Below are 20468 nucleotides of genomic sequence, written 5' to 3'. Positions count from 1 at the left end.
ACGTCCGGCGCGTCGCCGTCGCTTCCCTCGCTCGCCGCGATCCGCTCGGACAGCGCCGCGAGCGGCGACTCGAGGTTGCGCTCGACGTCGTTCGCGAGCGACTTGAGCGGCGAGACGTACAGACAGTACACCGCGTTCTCCAGGTCGCCGGCGCGGTCGCGCGCGAAGAGGTCGTCGAGGACGGCGGTGAACGCCGCCAGCGTCTTCCCGCTGCCCGTCGGCGCTGCCACGAGACAGCTCCGGTCGGCGGCGACGTGCGGGATCGCGCCGCGCTGTGGCGGCGTGAAGAGGCCGCCGTTCGCCGCGACGTGCGCGCCGAACCGCTCGACCCACCACCGACGGACGACCGGCGAGAGGTGCTCGAGGACGCCCGCGTCGTCGATCGCGACCGTCTCGGGGTCGAACCCCCAGTCGCGGTCGGCGCCGACGTCCCGGAGGAGCCGCCGTGCCCGCGTCTCGGCGGCGGCCCCTTCGGTCGTTTCGTCCCCGCCGTCGGTCACGGTCCGATCCGTGGGGCCGCCGCGGCAAAGCGGTTGTGTCGGATCTCGGCCGGACCGCCCTACCCCGAGAAGTCGGTCAGCGACCCGTCCGGGTTCGGGTCGTCCGGCTCCGCCGTCTCGTCGTCGCCGTCCTTGCTGCCGTCGCCGTCGCCGCAGTCGCCGTCGTCTCCGCCACCGCCGTCCGTCTCGTCGTCGCCATCGATCTCCGCCGGTTCCGTCCACGGGTCGTCGGGGTCGACCGGCGCGACGGCGTGGTCCAGCTCGGCGGCCGAGTAGGCGACGTCGTCGTCGAGCGACATCGCGAGCCGCTGCCAGCGCGCGCTCGTCTCGCTCTCGCCCTCCGGGCCGACGCGCGCGCCGCGGGTCTTGAAGAAGCGCGTCCCGCGGCTTCGTTTCGCTCCCTCGCCGGTGTGGCCGTCGAGGGCGACGTCGAACCGTCCGCCGGCCTCGAGGTCGCCGGCGGGGAAGTCGTGGTCGGGTTCCTCGCCCCGCTCGCGGGCCGCGGCCCGCTCCTCGGCGACCGCCGAGAAGTAGGCGTCGGCGTTGGCCGCCTCGCGCGTGGAGCGAGCGCGGGCGGCCGCGAGCGCGGCGTGGACCGCACACAGCCGCCCGCGCCACTCGTCGGGCTCCCAGCGGTCGGTCGCGAGCTCCTCGTAGCGCGCTATCGTCAGGGCGACCTCGCTGCCCGCTTGGAGGTCCTCGACGACGTAGAGGGTCAGCCGGTCCCAGAGGTTCCAGGCGTAGCCCGAGCGGGCGAGCTCCCAGGCGGCCCACGCCGCGACCTCCTCGTCGGAGCGACGGACCGCCTTCTGAAGCAGGCTGGAGACGGCGTAGCGGCTGTAGCCGCCGTCGGTCTCGTTTTCGGCCTTCCGCTCGCCGAAGTCGTTCTCGCCGGTCGCCTCCGGCGTGGTGTCGGTCTCGAGGCTGCCGTCGGTCCCGAACGTGGCCTGTCGCTCCGGTCCGTCGTCGCTCATACACACCGCTCCCGCCCCGACCGACTTAACGACGGCGCGCCGCGGTCGCCGTCGCGCTCGCCCCCCGTCGACGCGGTCCCGGCGTGCGATACCGCGGGCCGACTCGGAGCCGAAAGGGAACCCTTAAGTCGGATCCAGCGGGTAGAACTCAGTGACCGCCCTTAGCTCAGCCTGGTAGAGCAGCCGACTGTAGATCGGCTTGTCCCCCGTTCAATTCGGGGAGGGCGGACTTTCTCTCCGGTCGGTTCGCAACGGACCGTGGAGCGGCTCGTTCCTCGTCTCCGCGAGCGGAGAACTACACGATGCCGTTTTCTTCCAAATACCGGCGATAGTATGCCTTCTCAACGGTTCGGAGGTCGAAGTCGCTGGGGTTTCGATCGTGGAGCTCCTCCAGTAGCGTGGCGTAATCACTACGTCGGAACCCACGATCTTCCCCGAAAAGCGCGTCCATGATGTAGCGGTCGCCCACCGCGTAGGTCGTCGGATCGTGGAACGCCAACACGACCGTCGCCGTCGCGTCACCGATGCCGGGGATCGAAGCGAGAGTCCGTAACTGGATCTTCGGGTCGTTTGGGAGGAGGGCCGCTTCCGTTACCCGCCGGACGAACTCCTCCGGGGTCGACCGCATCATTTCGATGTAGCGGTCCCTCCGACCGGGCTGGTTATCGAGTTTCCACGCTACTACGCGTTCCAGTTCGTCTCGTGTGAGATACCCCTTCTCGTCGAGAGCCGCGCCCACGTCGTCTTCGATCTCCCGATGTTCCTCCGTGTAGCCGTCAGCGTACCGCTCGCTGTACGTCCGTATATCGTCGGCGTCCATGTCTCCGTCCGGGTGAGGGAGGATAATAGAACTCCCGCAGGGTGCCAGCGATCGGCAAACATTTAGGATCCATCACGGACGTTGCGGAGGTATGGAACACGCCTCGCTCTTCGAGCCGACGCGGGTGGGCCCGCTCCGGCTCCCGAACCGGATCATGAGTTCGGGCCACCAGACGACCCTCGTCGAAGACTACCTCCCGACGGACGACTTCTTCGAGTACCACCTCGAGCGGGCGCGCGGCGGGGCGGGACTCGTCGTTCTCGAAGCCCACGCGGTCCACGAGAGCGGGCTGTTGACGGACCACACGATCGACGCCAGCACGGACGACGTCGTCGAGTCGTACGAACCCTTCGCCGAAGCGATGCACGAGGCCGGCACGCGTCTCGTCGCGCAGCTGTTTCACGGCGGGCGCGAGCGCTACGCCGGCGAGTACGCACCGCCCGCGCTGTCGGCCTCCGATGCGCCCACCGACCGCCTGAAGGTCGTTCCCCGGCCGATGGAGACGACGGAGGTGTACGAGCTGATCGACGCCTTCGTCGACGCGGCGGAACGGATGGAACGCGCGGGCCTCGACGGCGTCGAGATCGTCGGCTCACACGGTTACCTGCCGGCGCAGTTCTGGAGCCCGAACGTCAACGACCGGGACGACGAGTTCGGCGGCACGCTCGAGAACCGCTGTCGGTTCACCGTCGAGATCGCCGATCGGATCCGGCGGCGCACGGCCGACGACTTCGCGGTCGGGATCCGGCTGAGCGCCGAGGAGCGCTCCGAGGCGGGCCTCTCGTTCGACGAGACCCTCCCGATCGTCGAACACGTCGACGACGCGACGCGGCTCGACTACTGGAGCGTCGTGGTCGGCAGCTCCAGCACCCATGAGGGCTGTAGTTACATCGTTCCGCCGGCCACCGAGTCGGCGGCGGTCACACGGTCGCCCGCCGCGGCCATCGATCGGACCGTCGACGGCTCCACGATCGTCACCTCGCGCATCGACACGCCGGAGAAGGCGACGCGCATGCTCGCGGAGACGGGTGCCGACGTGGTCGGGATGACGCGGGCGCTCATCGCCGACCCCGAGCTCCCGACGAAGACGAAGGCCGGGAAGCGGGAGGACGTGATCCCCTGTGTCGCCTGTAACCAGGGCTGTATCGGTCGGTACCAGGAGGGGCTGCCGATCCGGTGTACGGTCAATCCGGTCACGGGTCGCGAGGCGGAGTACGGCGACCTCGACCCGGCGGCGACGCCGAAGTCGGTCCTCGTCGTCGGCGGGGGGCCGGCGGGACTGGTCGCGGCGACGACGGCCGGCGAACGCGGTCACGACGTCACCCTCCTCGAAGCCACCGACCGTCTCGGCGGCCAGGTGACCGCCTACGCGGACCTCGACCACCGGGGACGCTACGAGGAGTGGCTGACCACCCTCACGTCGCGTCTCGACGACCACGACGTGACCGTCGAGCGCGGGACCGCGTTCACGCCGGGCGACGTCGCCGCCTACGACCCCGACGACCTCGTTCTCGCGACCGGTGCGACCGGGCGCAGACCGGACGTCCCCGTCGCCGAGTCGGTGGCGGCGTACACCGCGGTCGAGGCGCTCCGCGCCGACGATCCCTTCGGCAACGACGTCGTCGTCGCCGACTGGGACGGAAACCAGGCGGCGCTCGACATCGCCACCGAGGCCGTCGACGCCGGCGCCGACGTCGAGATCGTCACCGCGGCGTACACCCCCGGCGAATCGGTCCAGCAGTACATCCAGAACACGCTTCTCGGCGACCTCTACGCCGCGGGCGTGACCGTGACGCCCCATCACCGGGTCGACGCGGTCGAGCCTGACGCCGTCGTCCTCCAGAACGTTTTCAACGACGAGCGCGACCGCCACGACGGCGTCGACACCGTCGTCTTCGCCCACGGCGGCGAGGCCGACTACGAGCAGTACCGCGCCCTCGCGGACGCCGACGTGTCCGTCCATCGGGTCGGCGACTGCTGGGCGCCCCGATCGCTCGACGAGGCGGTCCGGGAGGGCTTCGAGACGGCGACGGAGATCTGAGCGCGTCGATCCACGCGGCCGCGCCGTCGCCCGCTGGCCGCGACGATCTCAGAACAGCGACTCCAGCTCCCCGTCGCTGTCCATCAGCTCCGCGAAGCGGTCCTCGCTCTCGTCCGTGATCTCGCCGAGGTTCCGTTGTGCCTCGATCGCGACCTGCTGGAGCTCCTTCACCCGCGGGACGTTCGTCACGCCGCCGAGCAGCACGAGCGCCGCGACCGTCCCCTCCCCGCGCCGCGGGTAGTCGCCACCGCGGACCTCCATCGACCCGGTCTGTTCCTCGAGCCACTTGCGGCCGTGCTCGATCCCCTTCCGATTCAGGTACTCCGGCGGCCCCGCGACGACGAGCAGCGCCCGCTCCGTGCCCTTCACCTCACACGGCAGCGTGAGCCGGCCGAGCGTCGCCTTCCGGACGAGGCTCGTGATCCGGTTGGTCGCCTCCGTGCTGTCGATCCCGCCGTCCGAGTCGCCCCGCAGTCGCGAGAGGAGCCCCTGTCGTTCCGGCTCGTCCACCGCGACGTCGGCGTAGCCGAGCGAGGAGATCCCGCCCCCTTTGAGCGTGTTGATGATCTCGGAGGAGTCCACCACGCTCTCCGCCACGTCGCTGCCCGCGGTCACCTCGCCCGCGCTGAACAGCACGCCGAACCGCCGGACCAACTCCTCGTTGATCGCGTCGAACCCCTCGCCGACCGATTCGCCCGACCTGCGCCACGCGTCGTTGTCGAACAGCATGAGGTTGTCCACCTCGTCGACGAACGTCTTGAGCGACCGCGCGGCGTTCAGGGTGTAGATCCCGCCCTCGTCGCTGCCGGGCAGGATGCCCAGCCCGTAGACGGGCTCGGTGTGGATCCGCTTGAGGTTCTTGGCGATCACGGGCGCCCCGCCGGAGCCCGTCCCGCCGCCGAGCCCGGCCACGACGAGGAACGCGTCGATCTCGTGAACCGGCACCGAGTCGAGCGCCCCCTGGATCTCGTCGATGTCCTCCTCGGCGATCTCCGCGCCGAGCTCGTTGTCCGCGCCCACGCCGTGCCCCTTCACGCGCGACTGCCCGATCAGGATCCGACGGTCCGTCGGGAGGCGGTCGATCCCCTGGAGGTCCGCCTTCGCCGTGTTGACCGCGATGGCTCCCTGAACGACGTCCGCGCCCGTCCGGGCGTCGTACGCCAGGAACTCGTCGACCACCTTCCCGCCCGCCTGTCCGACCCCGATCAATGCGAGTTTCATGTGAACACACCACGCTTGGATACGCGGGCAGAGCGCATAAAGGTTAGACGGGCGAGACGTCACGCGGACCGCCCGGAACGGAACCCGCCGGCGAACCGGGCGCGATCGGAGCGCAACCTGCCGCCGGGCCGGTCCCGATCGGAACGGAACCGCGGCGGACGACGAGGGAGCGAGGGCTTCGACGCCGGCCGACGGGCCGCCTCGGTCCCGCCGCGGTCACACGAGGTCGCGGAGTTCGGCCTCGCTCAGGGGATCGATCGTCCGCCGCTCGCCGTCGTGGGTGTAGAAGATCGACGCGGAGACGGACCGATCCGGGTGGACCCCGTCGACGACGTGGTAGTAGACGCTGAGCTGTTTTCGGTACTCGCTCTCGGCCCGGCGGGTGAGGTCCGTCTTGTAGTCGACGACCTCGGCGCGGTCGGCCGTGAGGTGGAGCAGGTCGATGACTCCGCCGACCGTCATCCGCTCGCCGTCGACCGTGAGCGGGAGGAAGGCGTCGATCTCCGCCCGCGTCTCGCCGTCGAGCGAGTCGATCAGCGCCTTCACGTTCGACTCGTCGCGTCCGTCGGGCTCCGGCCCCTCCGCCGGTCCGTCGCGGACGTATCGCTCCGCGAACTCGTGGACGGCCGACCCGTACGCCGTCCCCCGACCGCCGACGTTCCCCTCGAAGACGGCGTCGTCGATGAAGGCGTGCGGCGAGTACCTCGCCGGTCCGTCGGGCTCCGGGACGTCGACCGCGAACGTCGAGCGCCCGTCCGGCTCCGGCTCGACCGCCGACAGGTCGGGATCGACCGTCTCGACGTCGACGGGGAGGGACGCGAGGAACGCGTTCGGGTCGGCCCCGCCGGCGAGCACGAGGTGGCGCTCCGCGCGGGTGATCGCCACGTAGAGGAGCCGTCGCTCCTCGTCGTAGTCCCGCGGGAGACACGCGGTGAGCACGTCGGTCCGCCAGTCGTCGTAGACGTGGGGAACGCCGTGTGCCGCCTCCGAGTACACCGTCCGTTGGCGGAGCCCGATCGGGTCGGCGTACGTGAGGTCGCTCCCGCCCCCGCCGGTCGACGGGAACCGGCCGGCGTTCATGTTCGCGAGGATCACGATCGGGTACTCGAGCCCCTTCGTCGCGTGGATCGTCTGGACGGTCACCGCGTTCGTCCCGGACCCCGCGTCGACCTCGTGCGTGCTCCCGTCCGCGATGGCCTCCTCGACGAACCGGATCAGCTCGCCGCGGGTGAACGTCGTCGAGCCGTGGACCGACTGGACGGTCTCGAGGACGACGTCTGTTAAACCTTTGTGAGCGTCGGGGGATCGCCGCGCGTGCCGCGTACGCGCAGTCGCCACGGGCCACCCCGGCCGCGTCACGAACGGCGGACGGGTGACGCGTTCGCCGTGCCGTGACGAGCGCGTCCGACGGACCGCGATCGTCCGGCGTATCGACAGCGTATTTACGTGACGAACGCGTTCGTGGCGACATGACCCTGGTCGTGGTGCCGGTCCGGTATCCCGTGACGGCCCACTCGGAGGCGACGCTCCGCGAGGGGGTTCGCGTCGCGGAGGAGCGCGACGCCGCACTCACCGTCCTCCACGTCGACCTGTATCAGAACAGCGGCGGCGTCTCGCGGAGCGACCTCAAACGCGCCGTCGAGAGCCGGATCGGGCGGGTCGATCGTGCCCGGTACGTCGTCCGCCGCGGCTTCCTCGTCGAGGAGACGATCCTCGAGGAGATCGTCGCCGAGGACGCCGACGTGGTCGTCATCGGCTCCAAGCAGGCGGGCCGCTGGCGGCGCATGGTCCAGAAGCTCCTCTCCGATCCCGACATCGACTCGTACCTCCGCGGCCAGCTCGACTGTACGGTGATCACGGTCGACGGCTCCGGCGACGCCGGCGACGGCGTCGACGTCTGACTCCGGCCCGTCACTCCCGACCCGCCACCTCGTAGCGCCGCTCGTACTCGATCACGGTCGCGACCCGGTCCGCCGTCTCCTCGCCGAACTCCCGTTCGACGACGTACAGCGCCAGGTCGAGCCCGGAGGTGACCCCGCCCGCGGTCAGGAGGTCGCCGTCGTCGACCACGCGGGCGTCGACCACGTTCGCGCCCGACTCGCGGAGCTCGTCCACCGCGCCGGCGTGCGTGACCGCCCGGCGGCCGTCCGTGACCCCCGACTCCGCGAGCAGCATCGACCCGGTACAGACGCTCGCGATCCGGGTGCCCGCCTCGTGGTGGTCGGCGAGCGCGGCGGGGATCGCCCCGCGGTTCGCCTCCGCCCACGCGCTCGCGGTCTCGTCGCGCGCGTTCCACCCGCCGCCCGGAACGACGAGCAGGTCGGGGGCGTCGGCGTCGTCGGGCGCGGGGAGGACGCCGTCGACGCCGACGCGGGTCCCGTGGCTCGCGATCACCGTCTCGCGCTCCTCGAGGGTGACGTAGCGGACGCGACCCCCGTCGTCCGCGTCGTCTCCGTCCTCCGCGGCGTAGTCGATCGCGTAGTCGAACACCTCGTACGGGCCGATCCCGTCGAGCTCGTCGAACCCGTCGTACAGCAGCACGTCGACGTTCATACGGGCGGAAGGAGGCCGCAGACCATGTGCGTTCCCCCTCCGGCAGGTCCGTTCCTCCCTCCCGACGGGTCCCCCTTATCCGGCGAACAGCCGGAGGAGACGGGAGACGGCCGACGCGGGCGATGACGCCGGACGCGACGCGGCGGTCACTCCGAGGGCCCGCCCTGCCGGATCCCGGTCCACTCGTCGATCCGGAACCGATAGCCGCGGACGCCTCGCATCGGCTCGGCGGCACTGAAGAGGTCCGGGTGCCAGGCGTTCTCCATCGCCTCCCGGAGGGCCGCCCATCCACCCTCCTCGTCCTCGTCGATCGCCTCGATCCGCCCGCGGAGGCTCACGCTCCGCCACTCGTGGGGCGATCGCGCGTCGTACGCCAGGAACGCCGCCGACTCGGCCCGCTCGCTCAGCGTCTCCTTCCGGCTCTCGGAACCGAAGAGCAGGAACGCGAAGTAGAGCGCCGACTCCCCGTCGTACCCGAACGACATCGGCACGAGGTAGGGGATGTCCCCGTCCGGGAGCGCCAGCGTTCCGACGCCCTGCTCGGTCAGGAACGCCCGGATCCGGTCGTCGCCCATCGTCGTCGCGCTCGACTCCAGAAGCTCGTCAGCTGACATACCCCACGATCGCGCCTCGGCGACATTAAACCACGAGACGACCCCGAGGTCATGGGAACGCGTCGACGACCGCGGCGACGTCGTCGGCGACGCGGTCCCGGTCGACGCGTTCGCCGCGGTAGGCCCGCTCGACGATCCCGTCCGGATTGACGAGCAGCGTCACCACGGCGTGCGTGAAGTCGTACCCCTCGAGCCGGTCGCTCTCCGTCGTCCGCTCGAAGCCGATCCCCAGTCGGTCCTCGACCACCGTCTCCGCCTCCGCGGGCGAGGCCGGCCGCAGGTAGTGCCAGTTACCGGCCGCCAGGTCGACCCCGAGCGACTCGGCGTTCTCGCGGAGCGCCCGCTCGTCGTCGCGCTCGGGGTCGAACGTGATCGGCAGGAAGACGACCGCGTCGGTCAGCCCCGCCTCTGCGACCCGCCGTTGAACCCCGACGAGACGGTGAAGCAGGACCCCACACTCCGCGGGACACGAGGTGAACACCGCCGTGACGATCGCGGTCCGGTCGAGGTCTCCGGCGTCGACCGTCTCGTCGGCGAGCGGCGCGCGAAGCTCGAAGTCGGGCAGCGGCTGGCCGTAGGCCGGGTACGACAGGTCCTCGGCGTCGGCGACCTGGTCCTCCTGCGGGTCGAGGACGGTTCCCTCGGACTCGCCGCTCGACAGTCGCGTCGCACAGCCCGCGACGGTCGTGGTCGCGGCCGCGCCGATCCCTCCGAGCAGCGCTCGGCGTCTCATGGTCGATCCGAGGGACGTCGGAGCCATAACCGGTCTGGTGCGGGCGTCGAACGACCCGGTGGTCGCGGGCGTCGACGCCGGGACCCGCCTCACTCGAAGAGGCTGTCGACGGTGCGGACGAACCGGTCGACGATGCGGTCGGGCAGCGACGGGGAGACGGCGTCGAGCAGCTCGGCGGTCCGCTCGGGTCGCGCCAGCGAGACCGTCATCGGTCGGTCCGCGGACTTCTCGACGACCCCGGCGTCGACGAGGTTCGAGACGTGCCAGGAGACGGTGCTCCGCGCGAGCTCGAGGTCGTCCGCGAGCGCCGACGGGCGGGTCGGTCCCTCCGCGTGGAGCCGGAGGAGGATCGCCCGTGCGGTCTCCCGGCGGAGGAACGCGAGCGCACGACGCTCCCACGGGTCGAACGTCGGATCGAAGTAGTGGGCGCGCCCGGCGACGCGCTCCACGGCGAGCTCGTCGTCGCGGACGAGCCGGCGAAGGTGGTACTGCGCCTGCCCGGTCGCGACGTCGAGCTCCCGGCTCACGCGGTTGAAGTGGACGCCTGGCGTCTCCCGAACGTGGCGTCGGATCCGGGATCTGGTGTCCGACATGGTCGTCACCGGAGCTACCGGATCCCCGCGTAAAAACCGCTCGTCGCTTCCCCCTCGCTGGGAGCGGACCGGGACGCGGCCGCGACGACGCCCTCGCTCCGACGTGTGGGGGATATTTGTGAACCCCTCGCGTGCCGGCTCACATGGATCACGTCGAATACGTGTACACCGTCGGACTGAGCGAGTCCGACGTCGACGACCGTCTCCGCGCGGCCGAACACGGCGTCCTCGGGCTTGCGGACGGGGACGACGCGTACGCGGTCCCGTTGAGTTACCACTACGACGGCGATCGGGTCCTCCTCCGAGTGAGCGACCACGCGGACGAGAGCGAGAAGGGGCGGTTCCTGGAGACGACCGAACGGGCCACCTTCGTGTGCTACGACGCCTCGACGACCGAGTCGTGGAGCGTCCACGTTCGCGGACCGATCCGCGAGTGGGACGGCGACGTCGACGAGGCGACGCTCAACGAGTGGTTCCCGCCGTTCCGTCTCTTCGACGAGACGGTCGGGAACGTCGAGTTCACCCTGTACGAACTGGAGATGGAGACCGTCGTCGGTCGCCGGACCGCCGAGTGAGGGGAACGCGTCGCGGGCCCGGAGGGCGGAGACGATCGACCGGACGGCGGACGCGGCGAGTCGGGTCGGAGCGGACCGAGCCGGAGGGATCGGACCGATCCGAGCCGGATCGGGAGCCGCCGGGGAGCCGACACCACATTGATACGCCGCCGGCCGCCATCCCCACACCGTGAGCACCGTCGAGATACTCGGCACCGCCCAGGACGCCGGCGTCCCGCACCTCGGCTGCCGGTGTGAGAGCTGTGCGGCCGCGCGTGAGGACCCCCGGCGTGCGCGATACGCGAGCGCGATCCGGCTGGAGGACGCCGGCCGGTACCTGTTCGATGCGACCCCGGACGTTCGGTTCCAGACGGTCGATGTCCCCGACGGCGTGTTCCTGACGCACGCCCACCTCGGCCATCTCACCGGGCTGTCCTACTTCGGACGCGAATCGGTCGACGCGGACGAGCTCCCGGTGTACGCCACGTCCGGCCTCGGGGACGTGATCCGCGACAACGAGCCGCTGCGGTCGCTCGTGCGGGAACGGAACGTGGAGTTGCGGGCGGTCGCCGACGGCGACCCCGTCGCCCTCGAGACGACCTCGGTCACGCCGATCCGCGTCGACCACCGCGAGTCGCTCCCGACCGGAACGCTCGCGTACCGCCTCGACGGCCCGAACCGGTCGCTGCTGTACGTGAGCGACGTCGACGCGCTGACGGCTCGCGTCGAGTCCCTGATCCGGGACGTCGACGTCGCCCTCGTCGACGGGACCTTCTGGAGCGCGGACGAGATCGGTCGCGTCGAGGCGGTGCCCCACCCGACGGTCCGGTCCTCGATGGCGACCCTCGCCGACGTCGACACCGAGGTGCGGTTCACCCACCTGAACCACACGAACCCGCTCGTCGACCCGGCGTCCGACGCCCGCGAGCGGCTGGAGTCGGCGGGGTTCCGCGTCGCGGCGCGTGGCGACGTCGTCGAGCTGTAGCCGGACCGCCCGCCGCGACCGCGATCCGCCGGGGGCGGGTCCCGTCTCGGGGGACTCGATGGGGTGATTCATAACCGACCGCGTCCAACCCCCCGACACATGCGTCCGCCGATCGCACCGCTCTCGTCGGCCGGCTGGGGCGTCGAGGGGTCGCTGCCGATCCTGGCCGTCGTCGTCGTGGCGGGGATCGGGACCGGCGTCCTCTTTCTCGTGAGCCTGATCGCGTACGGTCGCCGCCGGAGCCGCCGGCACCTCCTGATAAGCGTCGCCGTGGGGGCGCTGTTGGCGCGGTCCGTCGTCGGCGCGGGGACCGTCCTCGGCTACGTGCCGATGCCGGTTCACCACTTCGTCGCGCACAGCCTCGACCTGTTGACCGCCGCGACCGTGCTCTACGCGGTGTACGCGTACGCGCCGGGATCGGTCCCGAGTCCGAGCGAGTGACCGCCCGCCGCCGGGTCCGGCGCGCGTCCGCCGACCGGGACGCTCCGTGACCCGGACGCTCCGTGACTCGGGTTCACTCGGCGACCCGCGCCCGAACGCCCTCGAGGAGGACGTCGATCCGGGCGCCGTACGCGAGCGCCGCGGTCGAGACGCCGACACCGCCGACGGTCCAGGCGACGAGCGAGACCGCCGCTCGCCGGACCGCGACGAAGCCGCCCTCGGGCGCGAACGCGACGCCGACCACCGTCTCGAAGACCAGCCCGCGGAACGCCCCGTTCGGGGTGGACGCGAGCAGTCCGGGGATCGCGGACGCGTCGGCCCCGCTCGCCAGCGACCGCAGGACAGCGAGGTCGCCGCCGAGGACCCCGGCGACGAGCGCGAGGACCGCGATCGCGACCGCGCCGCGCCGGCTCGAGGCGACCGCCGAGACGGCGGTCGCGACCGCGAGGTACGCCGCGCCGAACGGAACGAGCAGGCCGAGAAAACGGAGGTACAGGAGCGGGGAGTCGACCCCGGAGTGGGTCGCGAAGATCCCCGTGTCGGGGGCGGCGGTCGCCCAGACGACCCCGCCGATCAGCGCGTACGGGCCGACGACGATCGCCAGGAACGCGAGCGCTCGCGCGAGCACTACGCCGACCACGTAGCCGGCGACGCTCACGGGGTACGTCCGGATCACCGCGAGCTCGCCGCTCTCCGCGTCGACGAGCAGCGCGCGGTACCCGACGACGAACGCGACGAGCGGGACCACGACCTCCGTCACGAGGAGCAGGTCGACGACCGCGGGGACGAACCCGGTGTCCCCCCCGCCGCCGACGGCCAGGGTCCCGCCGAGGAGGGCGAGGAGGCCGACCGCGAGGACGCCGTATCCGGGCGTCCGGAGGACGGTCGCCAGCTCGCGGCGGAACACCGTGGCGACCGCCCCGACGCGGCGTCGCGTCTCCGCGGAACCGCCCGTCGCGCCGAGATCCGTCATCGCTCCGAGACCCCCGTCACGTGGACCCCGCTCGGCTCGTCGCGGTCGGCGTCCCCCGATCCGGCGTCGGCGGCGTCGCCGGATCCGCCCGCGTCGCCGGCGACGACCGCCCGATAGAGCCCGGCGACGTCGTCGACGCCGTGGTCGGAACAGAGCCGGTCTCGGGGGCCCGCCGCGGCGACACGCCCGCGATCGAGGACCACGACCCGGTCCGCGTGCTCGTCCACCAGATCGAGATCGTGCGAGCTCACGACGACCGCGGTGTCGGCCCCGGACGCGTCGGCCGCGGTCCGGAACGCCCGCTCGCGCATCCCCGGATCGAGCCCGCTCGTCGGCTCGTCGAGCACGACGAGCGGCGGGTCCCCCACGGTGGCCTGGGCGATCCCGAGCAGCCGACGCATGCCGCCGGAGAGCGCCCCGACCCGCCGGTCGGCCGCGTCGGAGAGCCCGACCCGCGCGAGCGCCTCGTCGGGGTCGCCGCCCGCGACCCCGGCGTAGAACGCGAGGGTCTCGCGCGCCGTGAACTCCTCGCGGAACGGGACCCGCTGCGGGAGGTAGCCGATCGGCCTGCCGGCGTCCGGCCCGACGTATCTCGCGCGCCCGTCCGTCGGCTCGATCGCCCCGGCGAGGGCGCCGAGGAGCGTCGACTTCCCCGACCCGTTCGGCCCGATCACGGCGGTCACGCCGGGGAAGACGGCGACCGAGACGTCCTCGAGGACCGCGACGCCGCCGTAGGTCCGAGCGACCCCCGACAGCTCGGCGAGCGGGTCGTCGCTCACCGACGACCCTCCGCGTCGGCGCGGCTTCCCGCCCCCGCGATCGCCGCCTGGCTCACGGTCCCGTCCGTCGCGTTCCGCTCGTGCGTGTTCATGATGGTGGTGGTCGGAGTCGTCGTGTCGGCGCCGGATTCCTCGGTTCGTGACCCGCCGCCGAGTTCGCGTCGCCAGTCCGGGTGGATCGGAGGCGAGTCCGGGTCCGAGGCGGCCGCGACCCGGCCGGGCGCGTACGGCTTCGGGGCCGGCGCGGGGTCGACGATGCTCCCGGACCGCGCGCCGGGGACGGTCCCGTAGAGCCGGTCGAGGAGGGCGGCCGCGGGCGACTCCCGCACCGCCGCCGCGGCGGTCTCGCGGTGGAGCACGGCGTCGACCGGGGCGGTCGGTCGGTACGCCCGCTCGCCGGGCTCGTGGAGGCCGACGGTCGCGCCCTCCCAGTAGTTCCCGCGGTCGCCGTCGGCCCAGACCCGCAGCGCGCCGGGACCGGCCTCCGCGTGGCGGTCGTTGCCGACGAAGTCGTTCGCGACGACCCGGCTCGAGGGGACCACCGTGGTCGCGTGCGCGCCCACCTCGTTGCCGACGGCGACGTTGCGCTCGTACAGCGACCCGCGGGAGCTGGTCGAGAAGCCGAGCCCGTTGTTCGCGAGCGTGTTGTAGCCGACGTACGACCGGGTGCCGGACGCCTGGATCCCCGCGCCGGAGTCGCGGACGTCGTTGCCGACGATCGCGTTCCCGGACGGTCGGGTCATCACCGTGATCCCGCCGAACTCGGCGTTCCGGAAGGCGTTGTCGGCGATCAGGGCGTCGCCGGTGTACATGAGGTGGGTGCCGTACCGATTGCCGACGAACGTCGAGTTCCGGATCACGGAGCCGTCGGCGCGGTGGAGGTAGACCCCGTCGCGACCGCCCTCGAACCGGCTGTCGGTCACGGTGACCCGCGACTCCATGCCGGTGACGCCCATGAACCCGTCGCGCCAGTCGTCGCTGCCGTCGACGCGGAGGTTCCGGATCACCGCGTCGGAGCCGTCCCGAAGGAGCACGCCGCTCGCGTTGGTCTCGATCGCGACGTCGTCGACGACGAGGCCGGGAGCGTCGATCGCGCGGATCCCCGCGTCGCCGTGGCCGTACCCGAGCTGGATGTTGGTGTCCCAGGTCCCGTCCTCCTCGGCGGCCTCGCGCGCGGCCTCGGGGTCGCGCGTCCGGTTCCCCACGCCGTCGATCGAGAGCCCGGAGAGGGTCACGTCCGGCGCGCGGACCGTGATCACCGAGCCGTTCCCGTCCCCGCGGACGCGGGCCTCGTCGCCCGCGATCGTCACCGACTCGTTCACCGTGACCGTCTCCTCGTAGGTGCCCGGCGGGACGACGACGGTCGCGTTCGGCGGCGCGGCCGCCACCGCCGCGTCGATCGTCGGCGCGTCCTCGCCGACGACGATCCCGCGGTCGTCCTCGCCGCCGGTGCCGCCGGCGCCGCCGTCGTCTCCCGGCGCCATCGCGTCCGCGATCCGCTCGTCGGCCTCCGCCCAGCGCGCCGGGGCCATCGAGCGGACGGTCGCCGCCGAGTCGACGGCGAACGATCGGTCCCGGACGGCTCCCCACTCGAGGACGCGCCCGCCGTGATCGGCCGCGAACGCCGCGGCGGTCGACCGCTCCGCGAAGGGAACGACCGTCTCGCCCGCCGGGCTGTGGGCCGCGCTGCCGACGACGTAGGCGGCCTCGTCCGCGGGGATCCACTCCGTCGCCCGCTCGGCCTCGAAGAGCCCGTCGTCGGTCACGCCGGGGGCTCCGCCGTCGAACGTCTCGACGTAGACGACGAGCGGGTAGCCGAACTGGCGCTCGGTCCGGCCGTCGTCGAGCGTCGCCACGAACGACTCGACCCCGTTGTAGCCGACCACGTACTGGAGCTGCGAGTAGAAGACCTGGACGCGGGGGATCCGTGCCGACCCGGCCATCAGCTCGTCCGTCTCGGAGGAGAGCCCGAGCTCGACGGCGTCGTCGTAGGCGACGGGGTCGGGCGTCGCCGTGGAGGGATCGGCCGCGTACGCGCCGGCGGTCGCGACCCCGGCGAGGACCCCGAGGACCGCGACCGCGAGGAGGACCCGTCCGAACCGCTCGCCGTAGGGGTCGATGATAGCCACGTCGACGGTTCGATCCGGCGCCGTATAGCCGATCTGGTTCGTTCCTCGAACGAGGGTTCGGATCCGTTCCGAGGGGCTAAGGCGGCCGAATTCGAAGGTTCGATCGATGAACGAACGAACCGGATCGGCGGCGTCGGCTCCGCGGTCGCGGCGACGGGTGGTGGGCGCGGTCGCGGGCGCGGTTCCGCTGGCGCTCGCCGGCTGTCTGGGCGGCTCGGGCGACTCGGCGTCGATCTCGCCGATCTCGCTCGACGGCGAACGGGCCTGTGACCAGTGCGGGATGATCGTCCGCGACCACCCCGGCCCGGTCGGGCAGGTCCACTTCGCGGACGACGAGCCGGAGGGGGGCAGGCCGGCGCAGTTCTGTAGCAGCGTCTGTACCTACACCTACCGGTTCGACGCCGAGGACGACGGCCGCGACCCGCTCGCGACCTTCCTCACGGACTACTCGACCGTCGACCAGGAGGTCTTCGAGGAGGGCGACGACGTCATGTTCTCCTCGCACGTCGAGGCGTCGGCGTTCGCGCGGACGACCGAACTCACCGTGGTCGCCGGCAGCGACGTGGTCGGGTCGATGGGGCCCGAGCTGATCCCATTCGGCGAGGAGTCGGACGTCGAGTCGTTCGTCGCCGAGTACGGCGGCCAGCCGATGGACGCGGAGGCGGTCGACCGGGGCACGCTCGAGGGATTGTAGCCGGGATCCCCCTCCCGGCGGGGACTCACGCCGTGAGCCCGTTGAGCGACGCCTCCACGTCCCGGAGCAGGTCGTCGCGCGCCTCGGTGCCGACGCTGAGCCGGACGAGCCCCGGCGGGATCCCCGCCCGTTCCAACTCCTCCCGCGAGAAGTCCTGGTGGGTCATCGTCGCGGGGTGCTCGGCCAGGCTCTCGACGCCGCCGAGGCTCTCCGCGAGGACGAACACGTCGAGGTCGGCGGCGAAGGCGGCGGCCGCCTCCCGGCCGCCCGCGAGGTCGACGCTCACCATGCCGCCGAAGTCGGCCATCTGCTCGCGGGCGACCGCGTGGTTCGGGTGCGACTCCAGCCCCGGATAGTACACCCGCTCGACGGCGTCGTGGCCGTCACAGAGCGCCGCGACCGCGGTCGCGTTCCGGCAGTGTCGCTCCATCCGCGCGGAGAGCGTCTTGATCCCGCGGAGCGCGAGAAAGCAGGCGAAGGGGCCGGGCGTGCCGCCGCGGAGGTACTGGTAGTAGCCGATCGCCTCGGCCAGGGCGGGATCGCGGGTGGCGACCGCGCCGGCGACGAGGTCGGAGTGGCCGCCGACGTACTTCGTGAGCGACTCGACGACGAGGTCGGCCCCGTACTCGAGCGGACGCTGGAGGTACGGCGACGCGAACGTGTTGTCGACGACGAGCAGGGGATCTCCGGGGTGGTCGTCGACGACGGCGGCGGTCGCCTCGAGGTCGACGACCCGGAGCGTCGGGTTCGTCGGCGTCTCGGCGAACACCATCGCGGTCTCCTCGCGCATGGCGTCGGCGATCGCCGCCGGGTCGGTCGAGTCGACGACGGTCGTCTCGATCCCGTAACGGGCGTACACGCGGGTCAACAGCTCGTGGGTCTCGGCGTAGACGCTCTCGCCGACGACGACGTGGTCGCCGCCGGTCAGAAGCGAGCACACCGCGTCGATGGCGGCCATGCCGCTCGCGAACGCGGCGGCGTGGTCGGCGCCCTCGAGGTCCGCGAACGCCGCCTCGAGTTCCCCCCGCGTCGGGCCCGAGATCCGGGAGTAGCGGTGGTCGCCGCGCGGGCCGTCCATCGTGTCGTACTCGTACGTCGAGTTGGCGTAGATCGGCGTGGCGAGCGCCCCGTACTGGTCGGTCCGCGCGCTCGCGTGGACCTCCCGCGTCTCGAAGCTCCGGCCGCGATCCGAGTCGGGGCGCTCCTCGCCCGCTCGCTCGTCGGTCATGGCTACGACTGTCGCTCGGATGTGATAAACTCCCGCGACGGGACTCCCCGACTCGTCCGGCTCCGGTCGACCGTTCCGGCCACGGTGGAGTCCCCCTTCCCCGGACGCGTTTCCGCCCGGATCGGTTGGACGCTATAGACTGCTTACTCGGTATCCCTCGAACGACCGTACGCCTCTCCGAGGAGCATCCCACCACCACTGACGGCGAGGAGTCCACCGATAGCTTGGAGGAGGGCTGGAAGGGTACCATTTGAGGCCCCCGAAAAAACGAGGCCGATGGATACCCCAAGTAGCATCAGATACGCCGGGTTGTCATACACGTCTGGACGTCGTCGCTTCGCTGGGTAATGCCTGTGGCTTCCACTCGATCGAGCCGACGTATGTGGCTCTCTGAGAATCACAACGGACCGACACGACATCGAGAACCGAGCAAACGTCGCGCTCGGGCATGTCGATCCGTCGACGACGAGCTGGTGAGACTCGATCTTCCGGACGCCGATCGAAATGCCCGGTCTGCGTACTGGACGTGGTGACGTCTCTCTCGTCGTGAAGCGGTCCGTGAACTGTATGGAGTAGGACGCCCGGTCTCGGCTGCGGTTTCCTTCTCTCCCGCCGAACATCACGCCGCGACCATCGCATACAACACGACACAGAGGCCGGCAACCGTCACGAGCCCTCGTACCAGCAGGACGATGCCGCTCCCCGCCCCAGTCAGATCAGCGAGCACGACGGCCACGTAGACGCCTGCCGTCAGCAAACCGATGCCGACGGCAAGCGCCCGCATCTTGGTGGAGTCGTTACGTCGGTAGCCACGATAGGCCAGCGTCGCGACGAACAGTCCCGCGACGGCAGTAACGCTACGGGCCACCAATGCCACGCTGAGCAGTTCTATCGTCAGCAGATCCACTGATATCATCGCAGCTCTCCTCCGTACACCGTCCACAGTATCGTTCCCAATCCGAGTAATTCACAGCCACTGACGAGTATCGAACGCCCGGTGCTCCCCACGTCCGTCGCCGTCGGCAACGCGACGCGAAGCAGCTCGGGCACCGTGATCAGGAAGATGAGCCCCACCGCGAGCCAGAGCATCCCGCGGTGAGCTCCTCCCCGACGATAGCCGCGGATCAGCACCGCGGCGATAGTCACCGACAACACGACCGAGACTACCGAGAGAGCGAGCACTCCGAGCGCGACGAGCGGGTCCCCCCCCGTGGTCTCCACCTGTCCTACGAGCATCTCAGGATAACCCCTCAAACAGCTCCGTGAACCGGTCGGCAGGGTCCGTCGAGCGTGACACGGCCACCTCGTAGCCCCCGTCGGTGAACGTGACGGTAACGTTCTGGACGGTGGCCACGTACCGCTTGTAGTGGTGGCCGTCGGGATCGAACTCCTGGCGTTCGGTCACGAGCCCTGCGTCATGTAACCGATCGAGACGGCGGTACGCCGTCGAATCGGACATGTCACAGGCCGTACAGAGTTCATCGACTGACATCGGTTCGATCGTGAGGTGTGCGAGGATCGCTCGGGCGTACTCGTCGTCGAGTAGCGCTAGGACGGCATCGTCGTCCTCGCCCATGAACATGCCAGATCCGGGTAACAGCAAAAACCCCCATCACAGCTTCCGGGTCGGAAGCCGTGCCTGGGATGCTAGGTGTCTCCGGACGCTCGCGCCAGGTATGTCGTTACGATCGACGGTTGGCCGGATCCTCTCGACTACCCTCCCGGAGCGGATCCGTCGACTCTGCTGGCCGGTCTGGAATGCCGAACAACGCCGCCCGCGCGCGCCGCTCCGTGCGCTCCTACCGACGGCGCTTACCTTTCTTCTCCTCGCGGTCCTTCAGACCACGATCCGAGCCAGGTTCGTCCATCCGATACGAGAGCTCCTCGAACTGACCGGGATCGCCGTCGTTCTCGTCGGCGCGGTGCTTCTCAGTACACGAATCATCGACCGGCGTCCCATGAGCGGATTCGGCCTCTCGTTCGACCGAGATTGGTGGCGCTCGTTCGTCGTCGGTGGACTCGTCGCCACCGCGGTCAACGGGGGCGCACTCGTCGTGGCGCTCGGCGCCGGCTGGGCCACGTTCGCCGGCGTACTGCGCGGGTCCGGCGACCTACCGTTCGTGCCTGCGATGGGAGTCGTGTTCGGGTATATCGCTTTTGCGGCCGCATGGGAAGAGTTCGTCCTGCGTGGCGCGATGGTGAAGAATCTCGCTGAGGGATCGAACGGATACGCTCCCGAGTGGGTTGCCGTCGGCCTCGCCGTGGCTCTGAGCACCCTCGTGTTCGCGTTTCTACACGGCGGGAAGGTAACGCATCTCAGCCAGTACGGGTACTACCTGATCGCTGGACTGGTACTGAGTGGAGTGTACGTCCTGACCGGCGAACTCGCCCTCGGCATCGGCTTTCACGTGTTCTACAATTTCACTCAAAGCGCGGTCTTCGGTCTCGGTCACTCACAGCAAACCCCGGAGCTCTTCGCCGTCGACATCGTCGGGCCGTCGCGTTGGGTTGGCGAGGAGGGACTCGTTTTCGTCGGCTTCGCCGTCCTCGGTGGCTTGCTACTGGTCGCGTATATACGCCGACGCGACGGGACGATCGAGCTCGACGATCGCCTGACCGCTTACACCGGACGGTAA

Annotated in this window: 24 protein-coding genes and 1 tRNA gene; 8 read left to right on the top strand and 17 right to left on the bottom strand. The window is 70.9% G+C overall.

Annotation, left to right across the window (positions count from 1 at the left end; genetic code table 11):
• Both DJ70_RS07840 and DJ70_RS07835 read right to left on the bottom strand, forming a co-directional pair.
• On the bottom strand, positions 1–500 hold a 500-nt coding region (locus DJ70_RS07840), incomplete at its 3' end, for a DEAD/DEAH box helicase (protein WP_143420960.1).
• 59 nt (positions 501–559) lie between these two features.
• Entirely contained in the window at positions 560–1474 is a 915-nt protein-coding gene (locus DJ70_RS07835) for a hypothetical protein (protein WP_094531698.1), read from the bottom strand.
• Positions 1475–1629: 155 nt separating this feature from the next.
• Here DJ70_RS07835 and DJ70_RS07830 point away from each other — a divergent pair.
• Positions 1630–1703 (top strand) — tRNA-Tyr (locus DJ70_RS07830).
• Between the two features lie 66 nt (positions 1704–1769).
• Here the strand turns inward: DJ70_RS07830 and DJ70_RS07825 are convergent.
• On the bottom strand, positions 1770–2294 hold the full coding sequence (locus tag DJ70_RS07825) for a hypothetical protein (protein WP_094531696.1): 525 nt from the start codon (positions 2292–2294) through the stop codon (positions 1770–1772).
• Positions 2295–2385: 91 nt separating this feature from the next.
• On the opposite strand from DJ70_RS07825, the gene DJ70_RS07820 reads away from it, so the two are divergent.
• Positions 2386–4335 (top strand): oxidoreductase, encoded by a 1950-nt coding sequence (locus tag DJ70_RS07820; RefSeq protein WP_094531694.1) that lies wholly within the window; start codon positions 2386–2388, stop codon positions 4333–4335.
• A gap of 48 nt (positions 4336–4383) precedes the next feature.
• Here the strand turns inward: DJ70_RS07820 and DJ70_RS07815 are convergent, their stop codons facing one another.
• Both DJ70_RS07815 and DJ70_RS07810 read right to left on the bottom strand, forming a co-directional pair.
• Positions 4384–5556: a tubulin/FtsZ family protein gene (locus DJ70_RS07815; protein WP_094531692.1), complete on the bottom strand. Its 1173-nt coding sequence runs from the start codon at positions 5554–5556 to the stop codon at positions 4384–4386.
• Between the two features lie 216 nt (positions 5557–5772).
• Positions 5773–6894 (bottom strand): 3'-5' exonuclease, encoded by a 1122-nt coding sequence (locus DJ70_RS07810; protein ID WP_245810762.1) that lies wholly within the window; start codon positions 6892–6894, stop codon positions 5773–5775.
• Between the two features lie 131 nt (positions 6895–7025).
• On the opposite strand from DJ70_RS07810, the gene DJ70_RS07805 reads away from it, so the two are divergent.
• Entirely contained in the window at positions 7026–7457 is a 432-nt protein-coding gene (locus DJ70_RS07805; RefSeq protein WP_094531688.1) for a universal stress protein, read from the top strand.
• Between the two features lie 10 nt (positions 7458–7467).
• On the opposite strand, the gene DJ70_RS07800 is transcribed toward DJ70_RS07805, so the two are convergent.
• The 4 genes from DJ70_RS07800 to DJ70_RS07785 form a co-directional block, all read right to left on the bottom strand.
• Positions 7468–8109 carry a DJ-1/PfpI family protein gene (locus DJ70_RS07800; protein WP_094531686.1) on the bottom strand — a complete coding sequence of 214 codons (642 nt, stop codon included), beginning with the start codon at positions 8107–8109 and terminating at the stop codon, positions 7468–7470.
• A gap of 146 nt (positions 8110–8255) precedes the next feature.
• Positions 8256–8723, bottom strand: a complete 468-nt coding sequence (locus DJ70_RS07795; protein ID WP_094531684.1) for a pyridoxamine 5'-phosphate oxidase family protein — start codon at positions 8721–8723, stop codon at positions 8256–8258.
• A gap of 49 nt (positions 8724–8772) precedes the next feature.
• Positions 8773–9456, bottom strand: coding sequence for an SCO family protein (locus tag DJ70_RS07790; RefSeq protein ID WP_094531682.1), 684 nt, complete (start codon positions 9454–9456; stop codon positions 8773–8775).
• A gap of 89 nt (positions 9457–9545) precedes the next feature.
• Positions 9546–10049 carry a winged helix-turn-helix transcriptional regulator gene (locus DJ70_RS07785; protein WP_094531680.1) on the bottom strand — a complete coding sequence of 168 codons (504 nt, stop codon included), beginning with the start codon at positions 10047–10049 and terminating at the stop codon, positions 9546–9548.
• A gap of 143 nt (positions 10050–10192) precedes the next feature.
• Between DJ70_RS07785 and DJ70_RS07780 the strand changes: the two genes are divergently transcribed.
• From DJ70_RS07780 to DJ70_RS07770, 3 genes are all read left to right on the top strand, one after another.
• The gene (locus tag DJ70_RS07780) at positions 10193–10624 is read left to right on the top strand and encodes a pyridoxamine 5'-phosphate oxidase family protein (protein ID WP_094531678.1); all 432 of its coding nucleotides are present in this window, start codon (positions 10193–10195) and stop codon (positions 10622–10624) included.
• A gap of 169 nt (positions 10625–10793) precedes the next feature.
• Complete coding sequence (locus DJ70_RS07775) at positions 10794–11588, top strand: MBL fold metallo-hydrolase (RefSeq protein ID WP_094531676.1); 795 nt, start codon at positions 10794–10796, stop codon at positions 11586–11588.
• Positions 11589–11687: 99 nt separating this feature from the next.
• Entirely contained in the window at positions 11688–12029 is a 342-nt protein-coding gene (locus DJ70_RS07770) for a DUF7471 family protein (protein WP_094531674.1), read from the top strand.
• A 73-nt stretch (positions 12030–12102) separates the two neighbouring features.
• Here the strand turns inward: DJ70_RS07770 and DJ70_RS07765 are convergent, their stop codons facing one another.
• From DJ70_RS07765 to DJ70_RS07755, 3 genes are read right to left on the bottom strand one after another with little or no spacing between them, the layout of a single operon-like run.
• Positions 12103–13002, bottom strand: a complete 900-nt coding sequence (locus tag DJ70_RS07765; protein WP_094531672.1) for a copper ABC transporter permease — start codon at positions 13000–13002, stop codon at positions 12103–12105.
• Positions 12999–13781, bottom strand: a complete 783-nt coding sequence (locus DJ70_RS07760; RefSeq protein WP_094531671.1) for an ABC transporter ATP-binding protein — start codon at positions 13779–13781, stop codon at positions 12999–13001. The genes DJ70_RS07765 and DJ70_RS07760 overlap by 4 nt, the downstream gene beginning before the upstream one ends.
• A complete protein-coding gene (locus DJ70_RS07755; protein ID WP_094531669.1) occupies positions 13778–15910 on the bottom strand; it encodes a right-handed parallel beta-helix repeat-containing protein in 2133 nt (710 codons plus the stop codon). The genes DJ70_RS07760 and DJ70_RS07755 overlap by 4 nt, the downstream gene beginning before the upstream one ends.
• Before the next feature lie 106 nt (positions 15911–16016).
• Between DJ70_RS07755 and DJ70_RS07750 the strand changes: the two genes are divergently transcribed.
• Positions 16017–16604 carry a nitrous oxide reductase accessory protein NosL gene (locus DJ70_RS07750; RefSeq protein ID WP_094531667.1) on the top strand — a complete coding sequence of 196 codons (588 nt, stop codon included), beginning with the start codon at positions 16017–16019 and terminating at the stop codon, positions 16602–16604.
• Between the two features lie 25 nt (positions 16605–16629).
• Here DJ70_RS07750 and DJ70_RS07745 read toward each other — a convergent pair whose 3' ends face one another.
• From DJ70_RS07745 to DJ70_RS07730, 5 genes are all read right to left on the bottom strand, one after another.
• On the bottom strand, positions 16630–17832 hold the full coding sequence (locus DJ70_RS07745) for a trans-sulfuration enzyme family protein (RefSeq protein ID WP_094531665.1): 1203 nt from the start codon (positions 17830–17832) through the stop codon (positions 16630–16632).
• A 143-nt stretch (positions 17833–17975) separates the two neighbouring features.
• Positions 17976–18152 (bottom strand): hypothetical protein, encoded by a 177-nt coding sequence (locus tag DJ70_RS17335; RefSeq protein ID WP_179234000.1) that lies wholly within the window; start codon positions 18150–18152, stop codon positions 17976–17978.
• A 299-nt stretch (positions 18153–18451) separates the two neighbouring features.
• Positions 18452–18748: a DUF7521 family protein gene (locus DJ70_RS07740; RefSeq protein ID WP_094531663.1), complete on the bottom strand. Its 297-nt coding sequence runs from the start codon at positions 18746–18748 to the stop codon at positions 18452–18454.
• Positions 18745–19068 (bottom strand): hypothetical protein, encoded by a 324-nt coding sequence (locus DJ70_RS07735; RefSeq protein WP_094531661.1) that lies wholly within the window; start codon positions 19066–19068, stop codon positions 18745–18747. The genes DJ70_RS07740 and DJ70_RS07735 overlap by 4 nt, the downstream gene beginning before the upstream one ends.
• Position 19069: 1 nt before the next feature.
• The gene (locus DJ70_RS07730; protein ID WP_094531659.1) at positions 19070–19408 is read right to left on the bottom strand and encodes an ArsR/SmtB family transcription factor; all 339 of its coding nucleotides are present in this window, start codon (positions 19406–19408) and stop codon (positions 19070–19072) included.
• On the opposite strand from DJ70_RS07730, the gene DJ70_RS07725 reads away from it, so the two are divergent.
• Positions 19407–20468 carry a CPBP family intramembrane glutamic endopeptidase gene (locus DJ70_RS07725; RefSeq protein WP_245810760.1) on the top strand — a complete coding sequence of 354 codons (1062 nt, stop codon included), beginning with the start codon at positions 19407–19409 and terminating at the stop codon, positions 20466–20468. The genes DJ70_RS07730 and DJ70_RS07725 overlap by 2 nt on opposite strands.

Origin of the sequence: Halorubrum halodurans (assembly GCF_002252985.1) — an archaeon.
GTDB classification, from domain to species: Archaea; Halobacteriota; Halobacteria; order Halobacteriales; family Haloferacaceae; genus Halorubrum; species Halorubrum halodurans.
The sequence above is the reverse complement of the archived record's forward strand: the minus strand, read 5'-3'. Positions and strand labels throughout refer to the sequence as shown.

Coding starts and splice junctions, on each gene's coding strand:
- DJ70_RS07835 (WP_094531698.1), bottom strand. CDS start 1,474: ATGAGCGACGACGGACCGGAGCGACAGGCCACGTTCGGGACCGACGGC.
- DJ70_RS07825 (WP_094531696.1), bottom strand. CDS start 2,294: ATGGACGCCGACGATATACGGACGTACAGCGAGCGGTACGCTGACGGC.
- DJ70_RS07820 (WP_094531694.1), top strand. CDS start 2,386: ATGGAACACGCCTCGCTCTTCGAGCCGACGCGGGTGGGCCCGCTCCGG.
- DJ70_RS07815 (WP_094531692.1), bottom strand. CDS start 5,556: ATGAAACTCGCATTGATCGGGGTCGGACAGGCGGGCGGGAAGGTGGTC.
- DJ70_RS07805 (WP_094531688.1), top strand. CDS start 7,026: ATGACCCTGGTCGTGGTGCCGGTCCGGTATCCCGTGACGGCCCACTCG.
- DJ70_RS07800 (WP_094531686.1), bottom strand. CDS start 8,109: ATGAACGTCGACGTGCTGCTGTACGACGGGTTCGACGAGCTCGACGGG.
- DJ70_RS07795 (WP_094531684.1), bottom strand. CDS start 8,723: ATGTCAGCTGACGAGCTTCTGGAGTCGAGCGCGACGACGATGGGCGAC.
- DJ70_RS07790 (WP_094531682.1), bottom strand. CDS start 9,456: ATGAGACGCCGAGCGCTGCTCGGAGGGATCGGCGCGGCCGCGACCACG.
- DJ70_RS07785 (WP_094531680.1), bottom strand. CDS start 10,049: ATGTCGGACACCAGATCCCGGATCCGACGCCACGTTCGGGAGACGCCA.
- DJ70_RS07780 (WP_094531678.1), top strand. CDS start 10,193: ATGGATCACGTCGAATACGTGTACACCGTCGGACTGAGCGAGTCCGAC.
- DJ70_RS07770 (WP_094531674.1), top strand. CDS start 11,688: ATGCGTCCGCCGATCGCACCGCTCTCGTCGGCCGGCTGGGGCGTCGAG.
- DJ70_RS07765 (WP_094531672.1), bottom strand. CDS start 13,002: ATGACGGATCTCGGCGCGACGGGCGGTTCCGCGGAGACGCGACGCCGC.
- DJ70_RS07750 (WP_094531667.1), top strand. CDS start 16,017: ATGAACGAACGAACCGGATCGGCGGCGTCGGCTCCGCGGTCGCGGCGA.
- DJ70_RS07745 (WP_094531665.1), bottom strand. CDS start 17,832: ATGACCGACGAGCGAGCGGGCGAGGAGCGCCCCGACTCGGATCGCGGC.
- DJ70_RS07740 (WP_094531663.1), bottom strand. CDS start 18,748: ATGATATCAGTGGATCTGCTGACGATAGAACTGCTCAGCGTGGCATTG.
- DJ70_RS07735 (WP_094531661.1), bottom strand. CDS start 19,068: ATGCTCGTAGGACAGGTGGAGACCACGGGGGGGGACCCGCTCGTCGCG.
- DJ70_RS07725 (WP_245810760.1), top strand. CDS start 19,407: ATGAACATGCCAGATCCGGGTAACAGCAAAAACCCCCATCACAGCTTC.
- DJ70_RS07730 (WP_094531659.1), bottom strand. CDS start 19,408: ATGGGCGAGGACGACGATGCCGTCCTAGCGCTACTCGACGACGAGTAC.